The organism is Streptomyces sp. NPDC001443 (assembly GCF_053597355.1).
Genome location: NZ_JBSFIA010000049.1, coordinates 15,066 through 36,717, shown reverse-complemented (window position 1 = coordinate 36,717; position 21,652 = coordinate 15,066). Strand labels below are relative to the sequence as shown.

The window sequence follows — 21,652 nt, the reverse complement described above, 5'->3', positions numbered from 1 at the left end:
GGTCCTCGGGACGTGCGAGGCGATCAGTGGTCGTAGCCCATGACGGCCCCTCCTCTCATCCGGAGGTCTCCCGGCCCGAACCGGCCGGATGCACACAGCCTCGCCCGCACCTCACGGCAAGGTCATTGCGCCTGTTCAGAGCCCGGATTGCGGCTTGCCGCAATGTTGGTTTCCGCCCTGCCGGGGCAGCGGTGCCTGGGATAGCGTGAAGGCTCAGGCTTGGTTGGACGGGGGCGCCCATGACCGCCGCAATCACCCGCTCGCGACGTGCCGCCATCGCGCGGGAAGCCGCGTCGATCCGCAGACGCTGCCAGCGGGCCGGCTTCACCATCGAGCACATCGCCGCGGCGATCCGCGAAGAACTCGCGGAGGTCACCGAACTGGAGGCGTGGCGCCTCGCTTTGGGCTGGTCGCGAGCCGACACCATCACGCAGATCGGCGAGCTGTACATCACGGACGGGCTGCTGCCGCCGGGCTTATCGGAGTCCATGCTGTGCCGCTGGGAACACGACCCCGACGACTGGCCCGGGCAGGATTACGCCGTGATGCTCTGCCGCGCCTACCGGACCACACCCGAGCACCTGGGACTGCCGGTTGCGCGTGTACGGCAATTGTCGCAGTGGACAGCGGAGCTGATCGGATACGGTCCCAACGACGCCGGCGTCGCCGCATCCGGCCGGCAGGAAAGGGCGGATCCGATGACCACCGATGCGGGACTCCCCTCGATCAGAGAGTCCCTCCAGCTCGCGCTCCTGGTGGAACGCGAAGGCAGCCCGCTGGTGGCCGAACTCGCCGAAGCCGCCGCCGACCACTACCACCTGAACTACAGCAAGCACCCCGTACCCGTGCTGTTCCGGGAAGTCCGCGCGGCCCGCACCCTGCTGGCCGCAGTGCTGCCCGCCGGTACGGACGGCACCGAACTGCACCGCCAGCTCGGCCGGCTCTCAGGGCTGCTCGGCAACCTGGCCTTCCACCTCGACGACCCGGCCGGCGCGCGCATCCACCTGGGCACCGCCGTCTCCTACGCCGACCGGTGCGGTGACACGGCGCTGGCAGCGTGGGCGTACGGGGCGCAGAGCATGGTCGCCCGCCACACCGGCAACCTGACCGCCGCCTACACGTACGCCGAGCGCGGCGCGGCCGCGGCCCCCGCCGGCCTGGTCCGTGCCCAGCTCCACGCCTGGGCGCTGCTGCCCACCCTCGCCCAGCAGGGCCGCGACCGGGAGGCGAACACCGCACTCGAGGTGGCCCTGGCCGAACTCGAAGCCGATCCGGCCGGCCAAGCACCCGGTCGTTTCGGCTTCGACGAACCCGAGCTCGCCCTGCATCAGGCCGAGGCGCACCTCACGCTGGGCCGCACCGAGCAGGCCCGCACCCGCGCCGAGGCCTCCGCGGCGGCCTGCACCACCGGCACCCCCGGATGGGCCGCTGCCACCCTCGTCCTGGCCCAGGCCGAAGCCTGCGACCAGCCATCCGATGCTGCTCAGCGCGCCCTGGACGTCCTGGACCGGGTACCGCCCAGCCGCCTGCGCGCCACCGCCCGCACCAGACTGCAGCGACTGAACGGTCTGCTCGTCGCCCGACCCGCCGAATACGTGGCCGATCTGCGTGAACGCATGCGAACCTTGTCGCCTCCCGTGGACGCGTCCGGTGCCCCGTCGGCGTGACGCACGCCGGGTATGTGAGGGCTGACTGTCCTCAGGGGTGGCGAAAGCCGCGTTCGGGGGCGCAGCTTCGGCGCCGCCGCCCAGAACCAAGGCACTCTATTCCCAGGTCAGTAGGGCAAGGCGACCTGAAACAAAGGGGTTTCACGGTAGACGGGATTGTAGATCGCATCCTCGGAGGTGTCGTAGAAGGTGGCGGTGCCGCCCCTCTCTCCCACGTCGAGGATGACGTTTCCCGTGGCTGACTGGCCGGGCTTGTACGCCGCGTCGAGGTGCGCCAGGCCGTTGGAGCTGCCGTAGGCGCTTGCTTCTACCGGGGCTACCCCCTTGGTTTCCCACGTCACCTCGTCGGCGGAGAACTCCCCCGTGGCGGTGCCCGTGTTCGTCACCGTGAGGCGGATCACCGCGTACTGCCCGATTGCTTCCTTGCTTGTGCCGACTTCGGCCGGCGTGGGGTACTTCACGCTGATGACTGTGGCTTTCCACTCCGTGCCGCAGGTCTTGAATGCGCCGCTCTGCCCGGGCTTCAGCATCGGCACGCGGACCGCGGCCGTGCCGGCCCCGGAGCCCTCAGGACTTGCCGAGGCAGCAGCCGGTGAGCCAGGCGCGGGGCACCTGGGTTTGTCGACGGCCGCGTGCTCTTGCGAACAGCCGCTCATGAGGGCGCAGAGAAGTACGGCGGACGCAGGTGGCATCACGGTACTGCGGACGTAGTTGCGCATGGCCCCCACACGGACAACAGACTTCACGGCATGAAGGTGTAAGCGTAGGACACGGGCAGATCCCAAGGTGTCCGTTGGTGTTGTGCAGCCGGTGCCCCGCAAGGTCGACGTCGGCGAGCAGAGCCACCACGGCCGAATCCAGTAGTAGACAACCGGCTTGAAGCGGGCCCCGATGCCAACCATCAGCCCCGTCGGATAGTGGGGGTCTGCTTGGATTCGGGGCGTGCCTGATCCTGTCGTGTTTCCTGCCGAGCCCCTGCCTGAACTAGAAGTCGTGATCGACCTGGGGGACAACCCCACACTCGCCGACTTCGTCAGCTGCGCGGTCGCCCTTCGCGCAACATGCGAAGTGGGCATGATGATCGCTGACGTCGGCCACATTCCGGGTTCCTGGTGGCCGTCTGTCGTGGGGGACCTCAACCGCCAGCAGTGGACAGGTGAGAGCTTTCCCAGCGACATTCTGCGGGTCCGCCGCACTGTGCTGGCCAGTCCCTGGGAGACGGTACTGGTAGTCGCGGCTGGCAGGTCGTACGTCGTCCTATACGGAGGGGTGGCACTCATCGCTGTTGAGCGCATCCTCAAGATGATCATGGATTGGCAAACGCATCGTCTAGAACTGGAGATGCGCCGCCGTGAGATTCAGACCGCGCCCAGTGAGGGTGAAGCACGGGTGGGCGATGTCGAGCCGGGAACGCCAGTAGACAACGGAGAACCCGAGACTGCTCCCGATATCAACGAGGCTGTTCAACGGTTTGTATACGGTAACGACCTCGCCGAGGGATTCCGCCCGGAGGTTGCTGATCAGTACGTGACGCACGCCATCACCCTGTCAAACCATCGAATCCTTCGAGTCGATCTTCAGTTCGGCCGACGTGGGGCTGAATCATCCGATGAGAATCAAGCCCCCTAGTCCATCTCGGCATCTCTGAAAACCCATCTTGAGCCCTTGTTGATCTCGTGCAGGCGCCACGGGAGCGGGCTCCAATGACTCTGCCGTCCCACCAGTCGCGCGCTCGGGTTCAAAGATGGGTTCTCAGTCGCTGTCTGGGTCGGTGCAGCCGGTGTCGAGCTGGAGGTAGGCGCGCTGGCCGCCGTTGTATTTTCGGGCGGTGGTCGTGCGGAACGTTTGCTCCAGGGCGTCACTTTCACGGTCGCCTGGTCTCCGCAGATCCGGACGTCCGCGATGCCCGGCAGGTACGTACGCTCGGTCCGCTCGTGGCGGGACCGGGCCGCCATCAGTGGAAACTCACACGCGCGACCACTGCCAGGAGCTCGCCCGCGTCACCTGCACCTTGGAGGGCTCCGTGGGTGTCGGCGTGCTTGACCGGTCCGGCGACCAGCATGTGCTGAGCCTGGTCGAGCAGGTCCCACGCTGCCGTCGGCAGGCTGACGGACTCGGCGGGCCGCCACAGCTCGATGTCGTCCTTGCCGTCCGGACCGACGTGCACCAAGCCTTGCAGGGACCGGTCAGAGATCCGGGCGCGCACGCGCCAGTGCGGGTCCACCTGCGGCATGCCGTGCAGGCCCCAATGCTCCCAGTCGGTGCGCCGTTCCAGGTCCTCGATCCCGGCGTCCTCGGTCTCCGGGTAGAGCACGAGCATCGGCAGGGGCCGTCCGTCGGGCGCGGCCGTCTTCATTAGGACCACGCCGTAGTTCGGGGCCAGGTAGTAGGCGTCGACGTCCTCGGGCAGGTCCAGGTCGTCCAGGGTGACGACCTTGATCCCGGTCTGACGGAAGGCGGCCATCGGGTCGTCCGGCCGCTGGCGCGGGGGTGCTTCCATGAGGCTGCCGAGCTCGATGACGGCGGTCCGCGCCCCGGAGTCGGCCCAGACATCGAGCGCCTCGCGCAGCAGCTCCTCGGCGTCGTCCTCGTTCAACTCGTCGACGGCCTGGAGGAGGGCCGGGGCGTCGTCGGCGAGGAACTTGCCGTGCGCCTGCTGGATCCATGCCCGGACGGCCTGCCCGGCCGCGGGCCTTTCCCGGACGGGCTCACCCTTCGGCGTCAGAAAGACCGCCCCGGCCAGTCCGGCGAGGGTGGCCCGGCTGGCCACGACCTGGGGAGCGAGCTTCGTGCGGCACGAGCCGCATCCGGCCCAGACCGCGCTGACCACCGTGGTCGCCAATTCGTGGTCGATCTCCCAGCCCAGCACGTACGGCAGCATCCCCTCCATGAACCCGACGTCGGGCTGGGTGTGGAAGTGCGCGGGCCCGTCCGACCCGACAGCCGTGACGATGTTGGCAATCTGCTCCGGCGTGGCCCCGCCTGCGGCCCAGTGGTCGAGCGCGTCCTGCAGAAGCTCGGCGGCGGCCGCATCGTCCATCCCCATGACCGCGGCAAGCGCCTCGATCCCCGCGTCCCGATCGGTCTTGGCCGCCTTCGCGAGCGGTTCCCACGACCTGGTCGTGGCCGAGGCGCCGGGGCCGGGCGGCAGGGGCAGCACGCCGTAGACGGCGGTGGCCAGGGCGGCGAGGGTCGGCCGGTGGCCCTTGACGACCTTGGCCGTCATGGTCTTCTGGCACGGCTGGCAGCCGGTGCGGCAGGCGGCCACGAGCCGGGCGGCGAGGTCGGTGTCGATGTCCTCCCCGGCCAGGAACGGGAATCCGGTGAGGATCGCCATGTCCGGCAGCGGGGTGTGCGTGTGTGTGGTGTTTGCGGCTGCCGACGCGTGCGCGGCCCCGGTACGGCGCGACCTGTTCTTCGCGCGCTGCTTCTTCCCATGTCGCTTGACCACGGCAGTTCTCTCCTCGGAGGCGTGCAGCGGTTACCCATGACCCGGTACACGCGCGGAGAACGTGGCGGACTGCGCGGGCATACGGACGTGTGTTGGTGAAGACCAACTCGGTGACGCTCTCGCACTGATGCGCTGGGACTGTCCGGTCCTGGCACCTTCGCCTCAGATCGCTCCCAGTCATGGGCTGAGGCTGGCTTGGGCCTGTGCGTGGCCGTGCACCTCACACGGTAGCTGCTGCTGTCGACAGCGGGGATAAGAACGCAGCCACGTCACTCGAAGAGGGTCCCCTTGCGACCGCCGACGAGCAGACGACCACACCCTGACGAGGCCCTATCGCCCCCGGGCGCATCAAAAGGGGCTCGTCGAGCTGTTTGAGCCATCCTCACCGAAAACCATGGGTTGCCGTACGCGGTCGTGGCGGTGCGTCAAGATCACGGCTGAACACATAAGTAGGGGGCTGACGAGGCTGTCGCGCTCCATCACCAACGGAGCGTCTGCGCCCTACCGCCGACCCTCCAAGTAACGCGGAAGACAGGGACTTGCGCCTCTAGCCCCTCACTCCTCCATCTTCGGCACTGTGCGATCCGCTGCCCGAGACGCAAGGGCTGGGACTGCTGCACGCTTCGCCCCTCACGCGCACCCCGCGTGCTAGCCCTTCGAGCCCAAGGAAACCGACATGACCACTCGCTCGCCCAAGCAACGCCGCATCCCCCGGGCCGTCCTGCCCTTCGGCGCCGGCGGAGCCGCTTTCGCATCCGCGCTGTACGTAGGCACCCCTGTGTGGGTTGCCGGCATCTCCGCGCTCGCCAGTGCTCTCATCGGGGTTGTGCCACACCTCCTGCCGCAGGAGTCCGAACACCGACTCGCCCTGTGGCGCGCCCTGTTCCGCCACCTGGAAACCATGAAGGGGCTGCGCCTCGACGCTGCACGAGCCGAAGACCTGCACGACAGGAGTCCGGGATGACGGCGCTCGACCGCTGGCAGGTCCGGCCAGGTCGCCCGGCCCTCGACCTGCTCCGCTGATTCAGGCTTGGGCGGCGACCGGCGCGGCACCACGTGCGTCAGCAAGACCCAGCTCGCCGCCGACGAGGTGTACCGATTCACGACCTCCTGGGAGACCGCGGCGTACAGCGCTGCAACACCCGCTTGACTGACCGCGAGACCTTCGCCGGCCCTGGAAGCCCTGGCGCCTGCTCGACGCCGCCGTGGGTTGCAGCGATCAGCGCTCTCGGTCACACCACGGACCCTCGTCCGGCTGGCCGGTGACATCAGGTCGCCAGTTCCTCGACCTCGCCCTCGACGGTCCACCGCTCGCTGATCACCGTCGTTGCCGACACGTGTCGCGCCGCACTTCCCCCTAAGACACCGTTTCTGATGGTGTGCTTTGCGCGATTGTGGCGGCTGTCGCGAAGCATGATGGAAGGGTGAAGATACTCGAGAGGCTCCGGCGGGACCGTTGGGCTTGGCCGACCAGTCCTCCTCCGACCGTTCCTCCCACCGGACCGCCGTCGTTTCACTGCCCGCAGTGCAAAGAGACTGCACCCGCCGGGCTTACTGTCTGCGGCTCGTGCGGCTTCCGCTTGACCGAGGAGGACAGGTGAAGGCGTGCCGAGAGCCTCACTTGGTGAGTCGGCGGTAGCTGATGAGGGCTGCGGCGATACCGACGAAGGCGAGGAAGTGCTCGGGTTTGCGTTCGTAGCGGCGGTGCAGGCGTCGGCAGCCGGCGAGCCAGGACACCGTTCTCTCCACGACCCAACGGTGGCGGCCCAGCCGGGTGGAGGACTCGATGCCCTTGCGGGCGATGCGGTGCCGGATGCCTCGCTTGCGGAGCCATCGGCGCAGGTGGGCGTAGTCGTAGCCCTTGTCGGCATGGAGCTTGGCTGGACGCCGACGGCGCGGACCACTCCGGGAGCGGATGGGCGGGATCCCGCGCACCAGCGGTTCCAGGCCGAGGCTGTCGTGCATATTGGCGCCGGAGATGCCCAGGGACAGAGGTAGTCCATTGCGGTCGGTGATCAGGTGGATTTTCGATCCCGGCTTGCCGCGGTCGGTCGGATTCGGTCCTGTCAGTGGCCCCCTTTTGCGGCCCGGACGCTGACGGAGTCGATCGCGCACCGCGACCAGTCCAGCTCACCGCAAGCGCCGAGTTCATCAAGGACGACGCGGTGCAGCCTGGCCCACACCCGGTCCCGGCTCCACTGGGCGAAACGCCGGTAGACCGTGGGCCAGGCTGGGCCGAACACCGGTGGCAACTGCCGCCAGGTGCAGCCCGAGGTGGCCACAAAGATGACCGCTGCCAGGCATTCACGGTCCCCGGCCCGCCGTCGGCCGCCGCCCTGCGAGCGTATGACCTCCGTCGGCGGGACCACCCGTCGAAACAGCGTCCATAGCTCGTCGGGCACCAACCGCTCCACCAGATCCGCCATGCACGGGTCAACGAGCGATCACGCCATTAGAAACGGTGTCTAAATAGGGACACGGCCAGCTGCAGAAAGCCACTGCCGACCGCGGTTTCCGGCGGCTGGCCAGGCCGACCTGCGTTCCAAGTCCATCCGCCTGACCTCCAATTGATCCCGATGGCTGCCGATATGCGGAACCGCAAAGGCTCTTTCGAGTCGGGACTCGTTCACGCCGTACGCCGGACCACCGTGATCTTCGGTGTCTCCGCTGAAGTGTTTGCCCGATCGGCTCGATCCTTTCGTGCCCGGCGCAGCGCCAGGGCATGGGCGGCTGCTGCTTCGCGTCGGCGCTGGATGTGGGCCACCTCGATAGCGGCCGGCTGGTCGTCCGAGGCGGCCGCCTCCGGGAACGCCCTGGCGCTGAGCTCACGCAGGGCGCGGGTCTGCCTTTCAGCTGCTTGGGCGATGGCCGCGTCGACGTACTGCTCGGGTCGGGCCGCTTGATGCGCAGCGAGCGCGTGGCGGAATCCCTCGGACGCCATCTCCTGGGTCGTCACCGGCACCTTGGGCGTGGCCGTGACCGTGGCCTCGGGGGCGTTCTGCATCGCACGAGGCTCGGTCACGGCGCCGACGGGCAGGACCCGGATCACGCGTACAGCGTCGGTTCCGGCCGCCTGATTCACCGTGGCGACGATGCGGGTGCTGATCAGCCGGAGCTGTGTGGCGTAGGCAGGCGAGTCCGGGCAGAGGTCCAACTGCCCGGTCTCCGGGTGGAAAGCGACCGCCTGCACGTGGTCGGGCAGACGTGGGGAGATGGCGGCCGCGATGTCCGGCCACTGATTCAGCACGCTTCCGCCAGCGGCTGCAAGTTCCCAGGCCCGGTCGGCCATCAGGCCCTGCAGCACGGCGGCGAATCCGGCCGGTTCGCGCCCCTCACGCCGTACGCCTTGCTGTCGGCGGCGGCGAGGAGCGCGATCCGCGATGTCGCCGCGTCTCGTCGCGGCCGCACGGGCTTGATGCAGTGCGATGCGTGCGAGGTCGACGCCGGACAGCTCCGGGGCGTCGTCGGCGGGCTGCCCGCCGGGGGTAGTTGTCTCGGTCATCTGGGGGCCTCCTACCGGCGTCCGATCGTCATGAGCGAGCTACGGGTAGCGCTGGCTAGCTGGCGGGCGCGGCGCACCAGGTCCGTGCCGTAGAGGCGCTCGGCAGCTTCGAGGCCCATGGAATCGACAGCCAGGTCGATCAGGTCTGTCTGGCCCCGCATGAGCTCGTACCGTGCCCGATCCTGCATCTCTTCGACCTGTGGGTCAGCCAGCGCAAGGTCTTCGCAGTGAGCTTGCATTTCGGCGGGTTGGTGCTGGTGGCGGCCGCCGCTCGTCGCCGCGCGAACCTCGGCAAATGCCTGCTCCACGTCGCGCAGCACGGCCAGGTTGGTGGGGGCCTGCCAGTCGCCGTCGAACCGCTCCGTGCGGGCGCGGACCTGCTGGATGTGGTGGTGGCGGGCTGCCTCCTGGGCACAGCGCCACTGTTCGACGGCATAGGCCCGCTTCTCGGGGGTATCCAGGGTCGTCACCGCGTTCGCCAGCAGCACGGCGAGCAAACCGGAGGCCCGACGGACCCGGGCCGCCTCGCCGCGTAGGTGCAGCCAGCCCTTGACCTCGGTGACCGTCCATCCGGCATCAGCCACATCCCGGACCACCCACGCGACCCGAGGCACCGAGCAGCCACGTAGCCAGTCCAGCTCCTGGGTCAGCTCCCGGGCCAGCTGGAACCTGCGTCCGACCTTGTTCATCTTCCGGCGGCCACCGGCCTTGGCCTCGGACTTCTTCAGGATGGACGACTTGCTGGCCCCGCTTGCGAGCTTGCTCTCAGGGGGGAAGGAAGTACCAGCCGCAGAAGACCCAGTAGAGGAACCACCCCCCATTGGGGTGCAACGCGACCCGTCTGAAACAGCCGTCACAGACGTCCCGGATGACTCTTTCCCGGAAGCCTTCACCGAGGCCCTTGAGGACGTCTTCGAGCGCGGCCTGCGCACTTTGCGGCTGGCATTCTTCGCGAGCTTCGCCATCAGCTTCCGGCTCGCATCCGCGATTCCGACCATCACCCGCGTGTACGCCGGCGCGTCCTGATCGGGCTGCCTGGTACGGATCCCCAGCGCCTCGTCGAACTCCACGGGGATCATCCGCGCGAACTCGGACGCCTGCGGCGCTTCGCCCCGTTTCCGCGTGCCCTTCATGATGTAGGCCAGCAGCCCCGTCTCCCGCAGCGCCGCCAGGTGGTACTCCACCATCCGCTCCGACAGACCCGTACGCCGCTGCAGGTAGCTCAGACCCGGGAAGCAGGGGGAAAGCTCGGCCAGCAACTGAGCGACGTACACCGTCGTCGCATTGAACGAGCGCAGCCCAGTGGAGCGGTGCCGCCGCGGCTGGTACAGCCCCGACCCTGCCACCCAGTGCACCGCCTGCATCCAGCTGTACCCGTCCGGCGCGACCCGGCCCGCCGACGACGACAGCCACTGCTCCGTCTCCGGCACCCACAGCTCTGGCAGCACGACGACGTCGACTAGGGGCGATACAGACACGCGTCGGGAAGAGGCCACGGCGGCCTGCGCCGCCACCAAAGTCATCGGGCCACTCCGGCCAGCGCGCGTCGCGCGCTGATGTGCGATCGCGGCGATCCCTGTCCAAGCGGCGAATCGGTGCGGTCAGGGGGAGGCTGTGACGTGATAGACGGCGCAAAGTGCGCCAATCGGGCATGGCTGAGCTGACAAAGGGCAGCACGATGCTGCAACATGTGGCTAGCGCTCCTGTCTCTTTGGGAGGGCACAACGAAGCCCCGTGTGGCGCTTCGTGGTTCTGGCGAACCGAGGATCGAACCGCTCGCAGCCGGCTGGCACCGGGGCGAGCAGCTCCTCCGGCGAGGCCCTGGCAGGCCGAAACCGGAGAGCAGATGGGGCACCGCGCCTAGGTGACTGGCATCACCGGGAGGCCGGGCCCCGGGCGGCTTGAAGTCCCGCTAAGCGGGCGCCGCCAATCGCGACTACGCCATCTCGCCCCCTTCCGGGGCTGAGGTGCGCCCGTGCGCGGATCGGCACGGGAAGACAAAAAGGACACCTTGCCGGAGCGACGTGAGGGTCGCTACTACGGCGGGTGCCGTGGTGCGTGCATGCGGGTGGGTACGGGTACCCTGCTGCATGTCGATCACCTTGCTCGCTGAAGGGAAGGGTGGTCGGCTGGCCACGGGACTCCCATCACAAAGTCCCCGGCCTGCCCCCTCGACTTGCCTAAGGTCCTGGGGGCCTTCTTTTTCTTTTGGATCAAGCTCGGGGACACGATACTCCCCTGGCTCCACCTGGGTTACGGCTGGGGAAGACGTGTCGTCAGGGCCACCCGGCCCTCCGGTCATCGAAGCTCGTACACCTGAGTTCACTCGAAAAGGGGCAGGTGGTAGGGAGGCCGTTGACACCAGGCCTTCCGAGACGGCCACCTGCGGTCGATGACGCGCAATCGAGTGCCTCTTACGCTGCAGCAAAGGAGATGTCACGCCGCCACCTGTTTCCGTGCATCGGCCATCAGTTGGAGAAGCGGCTTGCGCAGTCCTGGTGCCACGGCGATGGTCGCTGCGGACAGCAGGTCGTGGTTCCGGCCGTATGCATCCAAAACGAGTGCTCCCGCCTCGCGGGCGATGGCCGTGCCGGCAGCCATGTCCCAAGGGTGGTTGCTGAGCGCGATGCTGCCGTCCAACCGTCCAGAGGCGACCCATGCCAGGTCGATCGCGGCAGAGCCGAGCATCCGGACTCGCAAGGCACGTCCAGCAAGGAGCTGGGTGATTGCGAAGCGGAGCTCGTTGCGCTTCTGAGCGTGCGCACCCACGGCGTAGTCTCCGATCGCGATCACCGCCTGGGACAACTCTTCGCGTCGACTTGGGGTGAGGCGCTGTTTGTCAGCATGTGCGCCGAGCCCTCGCGCCGCCTTGAACCGCTGGCCCAGAAACGGCAGGTCGATCACGCCGAGCACAGACGACTCGCCCGACACAAGCCCTAGAGAAACCGCGCACAGAGGGATGCCGTTCACAAGGTTGGCTGTGCCATCCACCGGATCCAGGGCCCACGTGAGCTGTCGAGGCGGTGTAACAGAGCCCCGCTCTTCACCGAGAAAGCCCAGTTCAGGCGTTTCGCGGGACAGGAAGTCGCGAAGATCCTGCTCCACCGCCAAGTCGATGTCCGAAACCATGTCTCGGTCCCCCTTGGGCCTGACCTCCCCGATGGCCATCCGGGTGACCAGGGAAGAGGCCCGGTCCACCGCGGCCGAGGCGATCTCAAGAAGGGCACCCAGGTCGCTCACGCAGGCTCACGCCTTTCCCACATGGCAGAGAACACCTGCTCGAACGAGGAGTACAGACCGCCGGTAGGACGGCGCCTGCGGATCACGAATGTTGGCGAATCAACACCGCGGGCCTGCGGCAGGTACGTCTGAGCCACACACAACTCGGCATCGATGAGTAGCAGGTTGAAGCGGATTGGCTCGTCATAGACGCCAATTTCAATACGCCCTTGAGCTTCCGGCGATAGGCGTGCTGCAACGTGCTCGCGCAGAATCATGAGGTTCATCGCCGTCAGATCGGACAGCCTGTTCTCTGAATACCCCTCCTCCTGTTCCCGCTCTCGTATGAAGTGACCGTACGGCTTGAGGAATAGGCAGCGCAGTGTGGTTCCTTGCTCAATGAGCTCTCGAAGCCGAACGTCTGAGTAGGTCTGGCACAGCATGTTGAGAGAGAGCCCACACGCGCGAATCTCCTTGGCACCCTCAAGGAGATCGGAAACTGGCAACTTTGCCTGGAACTCCGACCGGGTCGAGTACACAGCTTCCAGGTCGACGAACCGGTCTCCCATAACCTGTGCCGCAGCATCGAATGCCTGACGGTTACTGAGATCGGGCGGGCTCTGGCGGACGATCAGTTCGCATGCAACGAGCACGTCTCCCGGGGGTGTCGCGTTCTGTTCCCAGGCCCTTACCAGCCCAGCACCGACCGGCCAGCCGAGGAGGCTCTCAAGGAGCGCTGCGAACTCCTCCTCAGTCATGCTGCGGGCAGATCGCGCGGCAGCTACCTGGTTTCTTGCGACTTCTCCCAGGTCTAAGCGATTGGGACCAGAGCCGAACATGGAGATGACGGTCGCCTCTTGACCAGTTGTCATTGGAATTCCTCCTAGCCTCAGGCGCCGTTGGTCTTCCGGGTACGACCAGCCTCGTTCGGCGGCTCCACGTCTCGCGGGTAGGGCTGGCCCAGCCGGCCGTACAAGTCCATGAGGCGTGACTGAAGGAGATCGACCGAACGCTGGAGGGCGCCAACTTCACTCCGCAGCGCCTCGAGGGCACGGGTATCCGGCGCCTGCAGGCTATCGATCTGGGACCGAACCTCCGCCAGGCCTTGAGCCAACCCCTCCAGCGTGAACTGTTCTTCGCGGACCTCATCGGGTTTGGCAAGCACGAACACGGCCTTGCCTGGCTGTCCCACCAGCACACCCTCTTGAGTCAACTCCCTGACCGCGCGACGGATCACAGTGCTCGATACGCCGTACTGGGCCGAGAGCGTGGCTGTGGAAGGGATCGGCTGACCTACCTCGAGCCGCTCGCTGGAGATCTGCTCAAGGAGATCATCCATGACTCTCCGGTACTCCGGCCGCCCGACTTTCTCTGCCACAGACTCTCCCATGCCCTTGTGCACCATGTTGTACAAGCCGCCCCTAGTCCAGCACATCGGTGGCAGGGGGAGAAGCAGGGCGTCGGATCCAGTCATGTGGGGCCACCTCCTTGACAACCATATACACATGGCTCAGCTTTGTGTATATGGTTGCAGTCATGCAGCCGAGCGTCATCCAGCAGACAACCGGTCATGCCGAGAGGACCGAAACCATGCAGACCCCCGACGCCTTCCGAGCCGCGCACGGTGACGTCACCACCTGGTCCAGCGCCGACATCGAGAGCTACGAGCACGCACTGGAGGCCGCGAGCCCGGCCTACGCCGAGGCCATCTCCTCCGGCCGCTTCGTCCTTGGCCGCAACGTCGCCGGTGGCGAGGTGGTCATCGAGCTCGGCACTGCGGAGGACCTGGCCCAGCACTTCAACGCCGGCCCGATGCAGCCGCTCCTCGGGGGCACGACGCGTAGCGGCAAGACCAGCTACGCCGCGGTCCTGCAGCAGATGCAGCGCACCGCCGGCTGACTCCGCGTCCCTTCGATCAGGACCGCCCCCTGGGTGGTTGCGGTCCTGGTGGTGGGGAGCCGGTGACGGCATCCCAGTTTGTACGACCAGCAGTCGCCACCTTCGGTGGTACCCGGAGTTTGTGAGAGGCAGCTTCAACTCCTCTCCGAGGCACTTTCAACTCCTCCGGGCCCGTGGCTGCTGTGTGCATGTCGCAGCGCAGATGCGCTGTCCGTCCGTCGGGGCGCCGGTTCGCCGTGCGGCCTGACGGGCGGAGAGAGCACCCGCGACGCACTCCCTTGTCACTCCGTACTGAAGGAGTCCCCCATGCCTCCCACGTCTGAAATGCCCTTGGCTCGCAAGCGGGCCAAGCGGATCCGCACGCGGCGCGTCAACGACCAGACCGTTCTCAAGATTTCGACTCTGCACGCCAACGACATCGACCTGTTCCCCGGTGCGGAGAGCCTGATCTGCCCGGATTGTGACACCTGGGTTCCCATCACGGGCGTCGGGTGCCGCCGCCCGAAACTGGTTCCGCATCACACCGAGCGCGCTAGTACCCCCAACGCGCGGCGCTGCGAGAACGGCAGTCTCCGGTTAGTGGAGTTGGACTTGACGCTGGGCGAGTGGCAGCACCGCCTGGGAGAAGGCATTACGGACGCCGCGTCCCGGCGCCGTACCCCGGTGCGGCGCAAGCCGACGACGCCGCCGGTTCCGGCGACCACGCAGGTGGTGCCGACGCCGATCAGTGCGGACATGGTTCGCCGGGCCTTCCGCGCCCACCAAGCCGCGTGCAACGCCTGCCAGGGCACGGCCACTGACTGCGACGGCAACGTCCTGGCCTGCCGCGACGGGCTGCGCTTGGCCAGCACCTACCTGCGGCTGCTGCGGCAGGAGCCCGAACGCCGCGCGCTGCGGGCGTTCTTCGAGCAGGAGCGGGAGCGGTTCGACCGCGACTACGAGAAGCGGTCCGCGCGTGGCCGGGTCGCCGACTGGGCGGCACAGCAGAAGGCCACCACCGGTTCCGAGCAACTCGCCAAGCGCTCCGGCACGGCGGTTGAAGAGCAGAACAACCAGGCTAGGCGGTGCCGGCCGGGAACGGTGTCCGACGTCCGCGGCCCCGATCTTCCGCTGAAGAAGCCGGCCGCCTGAACCTGCAACCTCGCGACGAACGACCACGGCCGCCGCCCTCCCGGCAAGGAGGGCGGTGGCCGTGGCTGCTCGTACGACAGCCGACCGAAAAAGCGAACGCCCCCGGTGGCCGCCGGGGGCGTTTCGAACGGACCTACCTGGAGGCCCTGTTGCTCACCATCAGCATGCCACACCAGCCCACCGCGCCCGCCTCCGCGGGCGACCCGAAGATCCTCGAAGGCCTCCGCAGGGTTGTCGAGGACCAGATCGGCCCCCGCGCCAAGGGCACGATCTACCAGAACATCGACGGCGCCTTCGAAGTGCTCGCCGTGATCCGCGACCCGCAGCAGGCCCGTGAGCTGCTGAAGCGCCGCTGCGCCCAGTGGGCGGTGATCATTCGCGACGTGCTGCGCCCGGACGGTGAGCCGTTCCCGGTCGGCAGTGTCTGGACGGACTCGGACCACCTGGTCCTCCGAGAGGCTGGCGCGGACGGAGGCACGAAGTAATGGACTGGCGATTCGGCGCACAGTGCGCCAACGAGGACCCGGAACTGTTCTTCCCCATCGGCAACGCCGGCCCGGCCCTGCTGCAGATCGAGGAGGCCAAGGCCGTCTGCCGCCGCTGCCCGGTCATGGACCAATGCCTGCAGTGGGCGCTGGAGTCCGGCCAGGACTCGGGTGTATGGGGCGGCCTCTCGGAGGACGAGCGCCGTGCGATGAAGCGGCGAGCCGCCCGTAACCGCGCCCGCAAGGCCTCCTGACTCGTTCTGCCCGCCACGACGATCGCCCGCGGTCGCCCCCACCCGCGAACTCCGCTGGGTGGGGACGGCCGCGGCTGCTCGTACTGGCAGCCGATAAGGCGACAGCCCCAGGGATTGCGCCCCCGGGGCTGTCCAAGGACCTGTTGGGAGGCCCTGTGATCACCATGATGGCATCCGCGCGGTTATTCGGCGGACTGATCGACGACTTGGACCGCGAGGACAACGAACGCGGTCCCGAGCCTGACAAGACGGAAGGATTGCACCTTCGCGTCGTCATCCCGCTGGTAGCCCCGGCTCACCGGCTCTCGCCCCACGGCAGCGGCGGGATGCAGTGCGACACCTGCGGCGGCTGGTTCGGCGTCACCTTCTGGACGTGCCAGGCCTGCGCGGCGACCAGCGCATTGGCGAGGCTGGTTCACGCGCAAGACCGCCCGCCGCTGCCGATGCGGCCGACGCCGCATGAGCGGGATGGCCGGCAGCAGCCCGCAGCGCCGGCCCGCCCGCACACACGTCGCACGGCACTGACCACGTGCCAGTGACCGGCAAGGACGACCTGTACGAGCGGTACATGGCCGCCGACCGGGCGCTTCGCGAACACGCCGCCACCTGTACCGCCTGCACCCCCGCCTCCCGCTGTACGGCCGGGGCCGCGCTGTTCGAGACGTTCAGCCAGCAGCAGGACGCCTACCTGCGGCAGCAGCGCTCGAAGCGCTCCGGCTGACGCCGCACCTTCCGCGGGCCTGAAGCCCGTCAACTCCCTTCCACCCCCTCGACGTGAGGAGATTCGTTATGTCCGAAAACTTCCAGGACCGCATGTTCATGGGCAGTGAGTCCGTCTACGCCGCCATCGAGCGAGGCGAGGTCCAGGACGTGGAGGCAGCCCTGATGGAGGTGCAGGCCCAGGCCTCCGACGAGGACTGAGCTGCCGAGTCGCAACTCCGCCTGGTCTTCCCCGAGTTGCCTGTCGCCCCCGCCCAGTTGGCGGGGACGGCGGGGAGCGCCGGGGCCTCCCCCTGCCCCTGCCTCCACCCAGGCCCGGCGCGACCACTCCCCCCGCGCCGGGCCCGGACCCCGCCCTCCCGTTCCGACGACGAAGGAGTTGTTCATGACCGAGCCCAGTCCCCCGGACGACAACCACGACCAGGAGCAAGAGCGGCTGCCCGTTCAGGCCGACGACAGCACCACGGTGGACCACGACAGCGCCGACGCCGCCGACAAGAAGTCCCTGCCGCTCGGCACGGGCGAGAAGTGGCTGATGGGCCTGGGCATTCTGCTCGCCACCGGCGTCTCCGGGCTTGGCTTGGTCTCCTCCTACAGCGCCGTGGAGGACAAGGCAGCCACCCCGATCGCCGAGGGCGGCTGGCAGTTCGAGTTCCCGTGGATGCTGCCCATCGGCATCGACCTGTCCATCCTCGGCTTCTCTCTGGCGAACCTGCTGCTGATCCGGTTCGACAAGCCGCTCGGCTGGGTCAAGTGGGTGCCGCGCCTGGGCACCGCCGCCACCATCTACCTCAACTGGGAGTCAGCGGTCTCGCTGCCGGCCCAGCTCGGCCACGCCGTGCTCGCCTCGCTGTGGGTGGTCTTCTCCGAGATCTTCGCCCACCTGTACGCGGCGCACATCGGTGAGGCCAAGGGCCGCCCGGCGATGGACGGTGTCCGTCTGTCCCGCTGGTTCCTCTCCCCATACGCGACCGCCCGCATCTCTCGGCAGATGAAGCTGTGGGAGATCACCTCCTACGAGGACGCCCTCCGGCTCGACAAGGAGCGGATGGTCTACCGGCAGATGCTCCGCAAGCGCTACGGCCGCAAATGGCGGCGGACCGCCTCTTCGGATGAACTTCTGCCGATCAAGCTCGCCGACTTCGGGCTTTCGGTCGAGGAGGCCCTCGAAGTCCCCGAAGCCGAGACCGAGAAGGAACGCCTTCGGGCCGAGCGGGCCCGCTTTCGGGAAGCCGAAAGCGCCCTTCGCCAAGTCGAAACGGAAGCTCGAATCCGCGCCGCGAAGCTGGACGCGGAGGCCGAGGCAATCCGCGCCGAAGGCCGCCTGGAGATCGCCCGCACCGAGGCCAAGAACGCCGCCACGATCGAGCTTCGCAAGGCCGAAGAAGAGCTTCGGCTGCGCTCCGCGCGCGCCGAGGCAGAGGTCGTCAAGCTCCAGGCGGACACCGACGCGGAGATCCACCGCACTCGCCGCGAGCAGGAAGAGGCCCAGCTCAGCTGGGACGCGGAGCGGCGGCGGATGGAACTGACCACGCAGGCCGAGGAGACCGCGGAGATCGCCGAAGCCCGCGCCCGCCAGGCGCAGGCCGACCAGGTGACCCAGGAGGCGGAAGCCGCCACCGAGAAGGCCGCCGCCGAAGCCGCCGAAAGCAGGCGCGCGGCTGCCGAAAGCAACCGACTACGCCTCGAAGAAGAGGCGAAGGAGATGGAAGCGGAAGCCGCCCAGGCCGCTGCCGGGCGCCGCATCGCCGAGGACCGAGAGGCGACGGCTCAAGCCGAGGCGAAAGCCGCGGAGCTCGAAGCCGAAGCCCGCATGACGCCGGTCGAAAGGGACGCCCGCAAGGTCGCGGAGCTGATCCGCGAGCACGGCGACGACAACCTGACGCTGGAGCAGATCGGCGAGTACCTCGGGGTTTCGGTGACCACCGCCCATGACCGCCGCAAGCGCGCCCGCCGGATCCTCGGCATCGCCGACGCGGCCTAACCCGGTACCTCCACCGATCGAGAGGAGCCGACGGTGAACACCGTCCTGTACGTGGTCAGCACGCTGGCCGTGGCCGCAGCCCTCCTGGGCATCCCGGCCACCCTCGCATTCCTCGCCCACGCCCGGACCGCACACGACCACGGGCCGGGCTGCTGGTGGTGCCACCCGCACTTCCCGCACCGGCGGAACGCCCGCTGACCTGCGAAGACGATCCGCTTCGACGGTTCCACCGGCCCCCGAGCTGCTGTTGACAACTCGGGGACGCGGTGAAGGCGCCGAAGCGCCTGCACCAACCCTGCCACGAACCCGCCCCGGAAGGAGACAAAACCGCAGGTGAGCGACATCAAACCCGCCCCCTGGAACAACCCCCCGCAGCGCAAGAAACCGCTGCGGCGCAAGCGGGCCGAGAAGCAGGCCAGGCAGGCCGAGCGCTGGGGCCGGCGCTTGGAGGAAGCCCGCCAGGAGGGGCCGGACGCGGTCGCCGCGGTCACCTTCGACCGCCTCCGCAGCGTCCTCGACAAGCTCCCCCAGGAGCCACGGGACCGCGCGTACGAGGCCGTCGCGGCCGCCCTCGAGAACATCCGCGAGACGCACGCACAGTGACCGACCGGCTGTGACACGAGCTGTTACAGGCCCTGTGACAAGCCGCTGTAACAGCGGAAACAAACCCCACCCGTGCGGCCGCGCGCACTCGCGCGCACAGGCGCGCCTATGCGCGCGCGAGAGTACGACGCTCCGTAATACCCCGTCAAATCCCCACCGAGTCCCGGAAGGACGACCTTTCCATGATCGACGCCGCTGTGAGCTCCGCCGCCGGCGGGGCCTGCGCCGGGTCCGCCGCTCTCCTGTACTACGCGGAGAAGCTGCCCGGCCTCAACAAGATCACCAACAAGCTGCACACCGACCGCGCCCAGGCGCTCCTGATCGCCACCGCTTCGGCGGCCATGGTCGCCACCCCGGCCGGCCACTGGTGGAACGAGACCGTCAACAGCGTCAACACTTGGGCGACCAGCTCGATCGGCGAGTGGACCGGCCTGATCGTCACGGGCTTCCCCGCCCTGGCCGTGACCTTCGTGTTCGTCAACGACCTGGTCACCCGCAAGGTGGAGATGCGCACCCGGATCCTGGGCGCCATCCTGCCGGTGCTCGCCTCCACGATCCCCGGCCCCATCGGCGAGTTCATCCAGTCCTCCCTGGCCTGGGTCGTCACGACCGTCGGCCGCCTGGTCGCCGGCGCCTTCGGCCTGGCCTGAACAGGGAGGTAACTGAGTCGTGTTCGAACTGCTGCTGCTGGTCGCCATCGCCTACGCCGGAGCCCGCGGCGTGGAGAAGGTGACCGGCACCGAAAACCGCCGCTACGACACCCCCGAGTCTCGCAAGACCGTCGAGAAGGTCGCCGCCAGCGGCTCGACGGACGGCAAGACCACCACGGTGGTCAAGTCGCCCAGCCCGACCGAGCCGGGCGGCACCTTCAGTTCCCGGGCGCCGCGCAGCGCCAAGGTCGGCGGCAAGGCGGCCTACCCGCTCGCGGTCATCACCGAGACCGGCTCCACCATGTGGAAGGCCGTCGGCGAGGGCTACCGCGAGCGGTGGCCGGAGATCCGCGAGGAGCACCGCCGCAAGATGCAGGTGAAGGCGGAGGAGCGCCGGCGGAAGAAGGAAGAGCTCGAGGCGAAGAAGAAGGCGGAGGAGGCGAAGGCGAAGGCCGGCCCCCCGCCGCCGTACCCGCCGAAGCCAGCCGAGCCGCCGAAGACCGTCGACCCGGGCGCGAAAGCTGACGATCCGGACGCGAAGGAAGAGCCGGAGGAGGCCAAAGACGCCCCAGCGACTGGCGAAGACGGCACCGGCATCCCGAACCTGCCCGGCGGCCCCTACATCGACCTCAACGCCGCTCTCGAAGAAGCGATCAAGGAGCGGAAGGAGGCGGAGGCGAAGGCCGAAGCGGCGAAGAAGGAAGCCGAGCAAGCCCGCGACCAGGCCGCCAGGGACAAGGTCCTCGCCGCGCAGAAAGAAGCCCGCGAGGCGAAGGAGCGCGAGGAGAAGGCCGAGGAGCGCGCCCGCGCCGCCGAAGCCAAGGCCTCCGAGCCCAAGCCCGCCGACACCGAACCCGATTCCCCCGCTGGTCGCCGCCACCTGAGCGTGGTGCCCGACCCCGCACAGAACGGAGACTTCATGTCCTCACCCGCCTCGGTCATCCCGGAGATCCGCACCCTGGACGGGCTGATGAACGCGCTCACCCTCACGAAGGCGATGTGCGAGATGCGCTCGGAGGAGGCCATCGCGATCGCCGCCGACGACAAGGCCCTCTCCGATCGGCTGGACCAGATCGAAGCGGAGCTGGCCGAGCTGGAGGTCGACGACAAGACCCGCGCCGAGATCGACGAGCTGCGCGACTCCATCCACGCGCAGTCCCAGGCTGCCGCCGCGTACGGGGTCGCAGCCAAGGACGCCGGCGACTTCGCCGTGGCCGCCGCGGCCGCCGCCTACAAGTCCCACGGCGGCATCGCCGAGGCCGTCCAGTCCTCCCCGGTTGAGCAGGCCGCCCAGGCCGGCTACTACGACCGGTGACAGAGCCCCGGCGGGTCGAACCGTACGTGTGGGAGTACAAGGACGAGCACGGCATCCGCCGGCAGGTCAACGTCCACTACACGCGGATCGGCACCACCGTCATCTACGACCCCCGCCACCCCGGCGACCAACTGCCGTGGTTCGACGCGGACTACGAGCGTGAGAGCGACCGGGGCCGCTGGGAGGACAGCGACATCGTCACTCTCGGCTCCCCCGACGACCCCGGCTACGGGCTGATCGAACCGGACGAAGACATCGACGCCCCCGAGGACTTCTCCGGCGTCGACGAGGACGTCGCCCCGGGCCTCAGCCCCGAACAGGAAGGAACCCGCCCTATGGCGATCACGACGATCGGTGACGTTGTCAACCACCGCGCCCTGCTCAACGCCCTCAACACCATCCGAGCCGAGGTCGAGTCGCGGCAGGAGGACGTCAACAACCTCGCCGCCTGGTCCGCCGAGATGACCGAGCGGATGGCTGGCATCGCGGAGGAACTCAAGGCGCTCAAGGTCGACAACTTTACCGTCGGCAACATCAACATGCTCAGCGACCTGATCGCCGGGCAGAAGACGGCCGCCGACGCGTACAAGAACGCCACCGACATCTCCGTCAACCAGGCCGAGACCGCCGCGCGCACCGCGCACCGCAACCACGGCCGCATCCAGGACGCCGTCGACGATGCCGACGTCCCGATGGCGCAGAACACCTTCTACAACGCCGACTAAGGCGCGCCTCCTTCACCTTGCAACCCCCTGGCACCGGGCCCGCAACT

General features: G+C 68.2%; 25 protein-coding genes. 16 read left to right on the top strand and 9 right to left on the bottom strand.

All coding sequences use genetic code 11. The annotated features are described in order from the left end of the window. The first annotated feature begins 239 nt into the window (after nt 1-239). Entirely contained in the window at nt 240-1,667 is a 1,428-nt protein-coding gene (locus ACWC24_RS36245; protein ID WP_450667165.1) for a Twin-arginine translocation pathway signal, read from the top strand. A gap of 107 nt (nt 1,668-1,774) precedes the next feature. Here the strand turns inward: ACWC24_RS36245 and ACWC24_RS36240 are convergent, their stop codons facing one another. Beyond that, nucleotides 1,775-2,203: a hypothetical protein gene (locus ACWC24_RS36240; protein WP_450667164.1), complete on the bottom strand. Its 429-nt coding sequence runs from the start codon at nt 2,201-2,203 to the stop codon at nt 1,775-1,777. A gap of 406 nt (nt 2,204-2,609) precedes the next feature. Here ACWC24_RS36240 and ACWC24_RS36235 point away from each other — a divergent pair, with 406 nt between their 5' ends. Continuing rightward, complete coding sequence (locus ACWC24_RS36235) at nt 2,610-3,296, top strand: hypothetical protein (protein WP_450667163.1); 687 nt, start codon at nt 2,610-2,612, stop codon at nt 3,294-3,296. A gap of 325 nt (nt 3,297-3,621) precedes the next feature. Here the strand turns inward: ACWC24_RS36235 and ACWC24_RS36230 are convergent, their stop codons facing one another. Beyond that, nucleotides 3,622-5,118 carry a hypothetical protein gene (locus ACWC24_RS36230; protein WP_450667162.1) on the bottom strand — a complete coding sequence of 499 codons (1,497 nt, stop codon included), beginning with the start codon at nt 5,116-5,118 and terminating at the stop codon, nt 3,622-3,624. Nucleotides 5,119-5,794: 676 nt separating this feature from the next. Here ACWC24_RS36230 and ACWC24_RS36225 point away from each other — a divergent pair. Then, the gene (locus tag ACWC24_RS36225) at nt 5,795-6,082 is read left to right on the top strand and encodes a hypothetical protein (protein ID WP_450667161.1); all 288 of its coding nucleotides are present in this window, start codon (nt 5,795-5,797) and stop codon (nt 6,080-6,082) included. 304 nt (nt 6,083-6,386) lie between these two features. On the opposite strand, the gene ACWC24_RS36220 is transcribed toward ACWC24_RS36225, so the two are convergent. From ACWC24_RS36220 to ACWC24_RS36190, 7 genes are all read right to left on the bottom strand, one after another. After that, nucleotides 6,387-6,533, bottom strand: a complete 147-nt coding sequence (locus tag ACWC24_RS36220) for a hypothetical protein (RefSeq protein ID WP_450667160.1) — start codon at nt 6,531-6,533, stop codon at nt 6,387-6,389. Between the two features lie 202 nt (nt 6,534-6,735). Then, a protein-coding gene (locus ACWC24_RS36215) for an IS5 family transposase (RefSeq protein ID WP_450667159.1) occupies nt 6,736-7,544 on the bottom strand; the annotation gives its coding sequence in 2 pieces (ribosomal slippage) (nt 6,736-7,194 and nt 7,197-7,544; 807 coding nt in all). A 200-nt stretch (nt 7,545-7,744) separates the two neighbouring features. Then, nucleotides 7,745-8,620, bottom strand: coding sequence for a DciA family protein (locus ACWC24_RS36210; protein WP_450667158.1), 876 nt, complete (start codon nt 8,618-8,620; stop codon nt 7,745-7,747). A gap of 11 nt (nt 8,621-8,631) precedes the next feature. Next, the gene (locus tag ACWC24_RS36205; RefSeq protein WP_450667157.1) at nt 8,632-10,143 is read right to left on the bottom strand and encodes a transcriptional regulator; all 1,512 of its coding nucleotides are present in this window, start codon (nt 10,141-10,143) and stop codon (nt 8,632-8,634) included. Between the two features lie 913 nt (nt 10,144-11,056). After that, nucleotides 11,057-11,860 carry an inositol monophosphatase family protein gene (locus ACWC24_RS36200; protein WP_450667156.1) on the bottom strand — a complete coding sequence of 268 codons (804 nt, stop codon included), beginning with the start codon at nt 11,858-11,860 and terminating at the stop codon, nt 11,057-11,059. Next, nucleotides 11,857-12,711 (bottom strand): DUF5919 domain-containing protein, encoded by an 855-nt coding sequence (locus tag ACWC24_RS36195; protein WP_450667155.1) that lies wholly within the window; start codon nt 12,709-12,711, stop codon nt 11,857-11,859. Before ACWC24_RS36195 ends, ACWC24_RS36200 begins: the two co-directional genes overlap by 4 nt. A gap of 17 nt (nt 12,712-12,728) precedes the next feature. Then, nucleotides 12,729-13,313 (bottom strand): GntR family transcriptional regulator, encoded by a 585-nt coding sequence (locus tag ACWC24_RS36190; RefSeq protein WP_450667154.1) that lies wholly within the window; start codon nt 13,311-13,313, stop codon nt 12,729-12,731. 116 nt (nt 13,314-13,429) lie between these two features. Between ACWC24_RS36190 and ACWC24_RS36185 the strand changes: the two genes are divergently transcribed. The 13 genes from ACWC24_RS36185 to ACWC24_RS36125 all read left to right on the top strand — a co-directional run bounded on the left by ACWC24_RS36185 (nt 13,430) and on the right by ACWC24_RS36125 (nt 21,605). After that, complete coding sequence (locus tag ACWC24_RS36185; RefSeq protein ID WP_450667153.1) at nt 13,430-13,738, top strand: hypothetical protein; 309 nt, start codon at nt 13,430-13,432, stop codon at nt 13,736-13,738. 306 nt (nt 13,739-14,044) lie between these two features. Continuing rightward, nucleotides 14,045-14,869 (top strand): hypothetical protein, encoded by an 825-nt coding sequence (locus ACWC24_RS36180; RefSeq protein WP_450667152.1) that lies wholly within the window; start codon nt 14,045-14,047, stop codon nt 14,867-14,869. Nucleotides 14,870-15,033: 164 nt separating this feature from the next. Then, complete coding sequence (locus tag ACWC24_RS36175; protein WP_450667151.1) at nt 15,034-15,354, top strand: hypothetical protein; 321 nt, start codon at nt 15,034-15,036, stop codon at nt 15,352-15,354. After that, a complete protein-coding gene (locus ACWC24_RS36170) occupies nt 15,354-15,608 on the top strand; it encodes a WhiB family transcriptional regulator (protein ID WP_450667150.1) in 255 nt (84 codons plus the stop codon). Before ACWC24_RS36175 ends, ACWC24_RS36170 begins: the two co-directional genes overlap by 1 nt. A gap of 164 nt (nt 15,609-15,772) precedes the next feature. After that, nucleotides 15,773-16,147 carry a hypothetical protein gene (locus ACWC24_RS36165; RefSeq protein WP_450667191.1) on the top strand — a complete coding sequence of 125 codons (375 nt, stop codon included), beginning with the start codon at nt 15,773-15,775 and terminating at the stop codon, nt 16,145-16,147. Beyond that, nucleotides 16,144-16,329 carry a hypothetical protein gene (locus ACWC24_RS36160; RefSeq protein ID WP_450667149.1) on the top strand — a complete coding sequence of 62 codons (186 nt, stop codon included), beginning with the start codon at nt 16,144-16,146 and terminating at the stop codon, nt 16,327-16,329. The genes ACWC24_RS36165 and ACWC24_RS36160 overlap by 4 nt, the downstream gene beginning before the upstream one ends. A gap of 68 nt (nt 16,330-16,397) precedes the next feature. Beyond that, the gene (locus tag ACWC24_RS36155; protein WP_450667148.1) at nt 16,398-16,529 is read left to right on the top strand and encodes a hypothetical protein; all 132 of its coding nucleotides are present in this window, start codon (nt 16,398-16,400) and stop codon (nt 16,527-16,529) included. Nucleotides 16,530-16,713: 184 nt separating this feature from the next. Next, on the top strand, nt 16,714-18,312 hold the full coding sequence (locus tag ACWC24_RS36150; protein WP_450667147.1) for a DUF2637 domain-containing protein: 1,599 nt from the start codon (nt 16,714-16,716) through the stop codon (nt 18,310-18,312). Nucleotides 18,313-18,345: 33 nt separating this feature from the next. Continuing rightward, nucleotides 18,346-18,510 carry a hypothetical protein gene (locus tag ACWC24_RS36145; protein ID WP_450667146.1) on the top strand — a complete coding sequence of 55 codons (165 nt, stop codon included), beginning with the start codon at nt 18,346-18,348 and terminating at the stop codon, nt 18,508-18,510. A gap of 135 nt (nt 18,511-18,645) precedes the next feature. Then, on the top strand, nt 18,646-18,915 hold the full coding sequence (locus ACWC24_RS36140) for a hypothetical protein (RefSeq protein ID WP_450667145.1): 270 nt from the start codon (nt 18,646-18,648) through the stop codon (nt 18,913-18,915). Nucleotides 18,916-19,097: 182 nt separating this feature from the next. Further along, nucleotides 19,098-19,565 carry a hypothetical protein gene (locus ACWC24_RS36135; RefSeq protein ID WP_450667144.1) on the top strand — a complete coding sequence of 156 codons (468 nt, stop codon included), beginning with the start codon at nt 19,098-19,100 and terminating at the stop codon, nt 19,563-19,565. Between the two features lie 19 nt (nt 19,566-19,584). Beyond that, a complete protein-coding gene (locus ACWC24_RS36130) occupies nt 19,585-20,880 on the top strand; it encodes a hypothetical protein (RefSeq protein ID WP_450667143.1) in 1,296 nt (431 codons plus the stop codon). Then, nucleotides 20,877-21,605 carry a hypothetical protein gene (locus tag ACWC24_RS36125; protein WP_450667142.1) on the top strand — a complete coding sequence of 243 codons (729 nt, stop codon included), beginning with the start codon at nt 20,877-20,879 and terminating at the stop codon, nt 21,603-21,605. The genes ACWC24_RS36130 and ACWC24_RS36125 overlap by 4 nt, the downstream gene beginning before the upstream one ends. Nucleotides 21,606-21,652 lie beyond the last annotated feature (47 nt).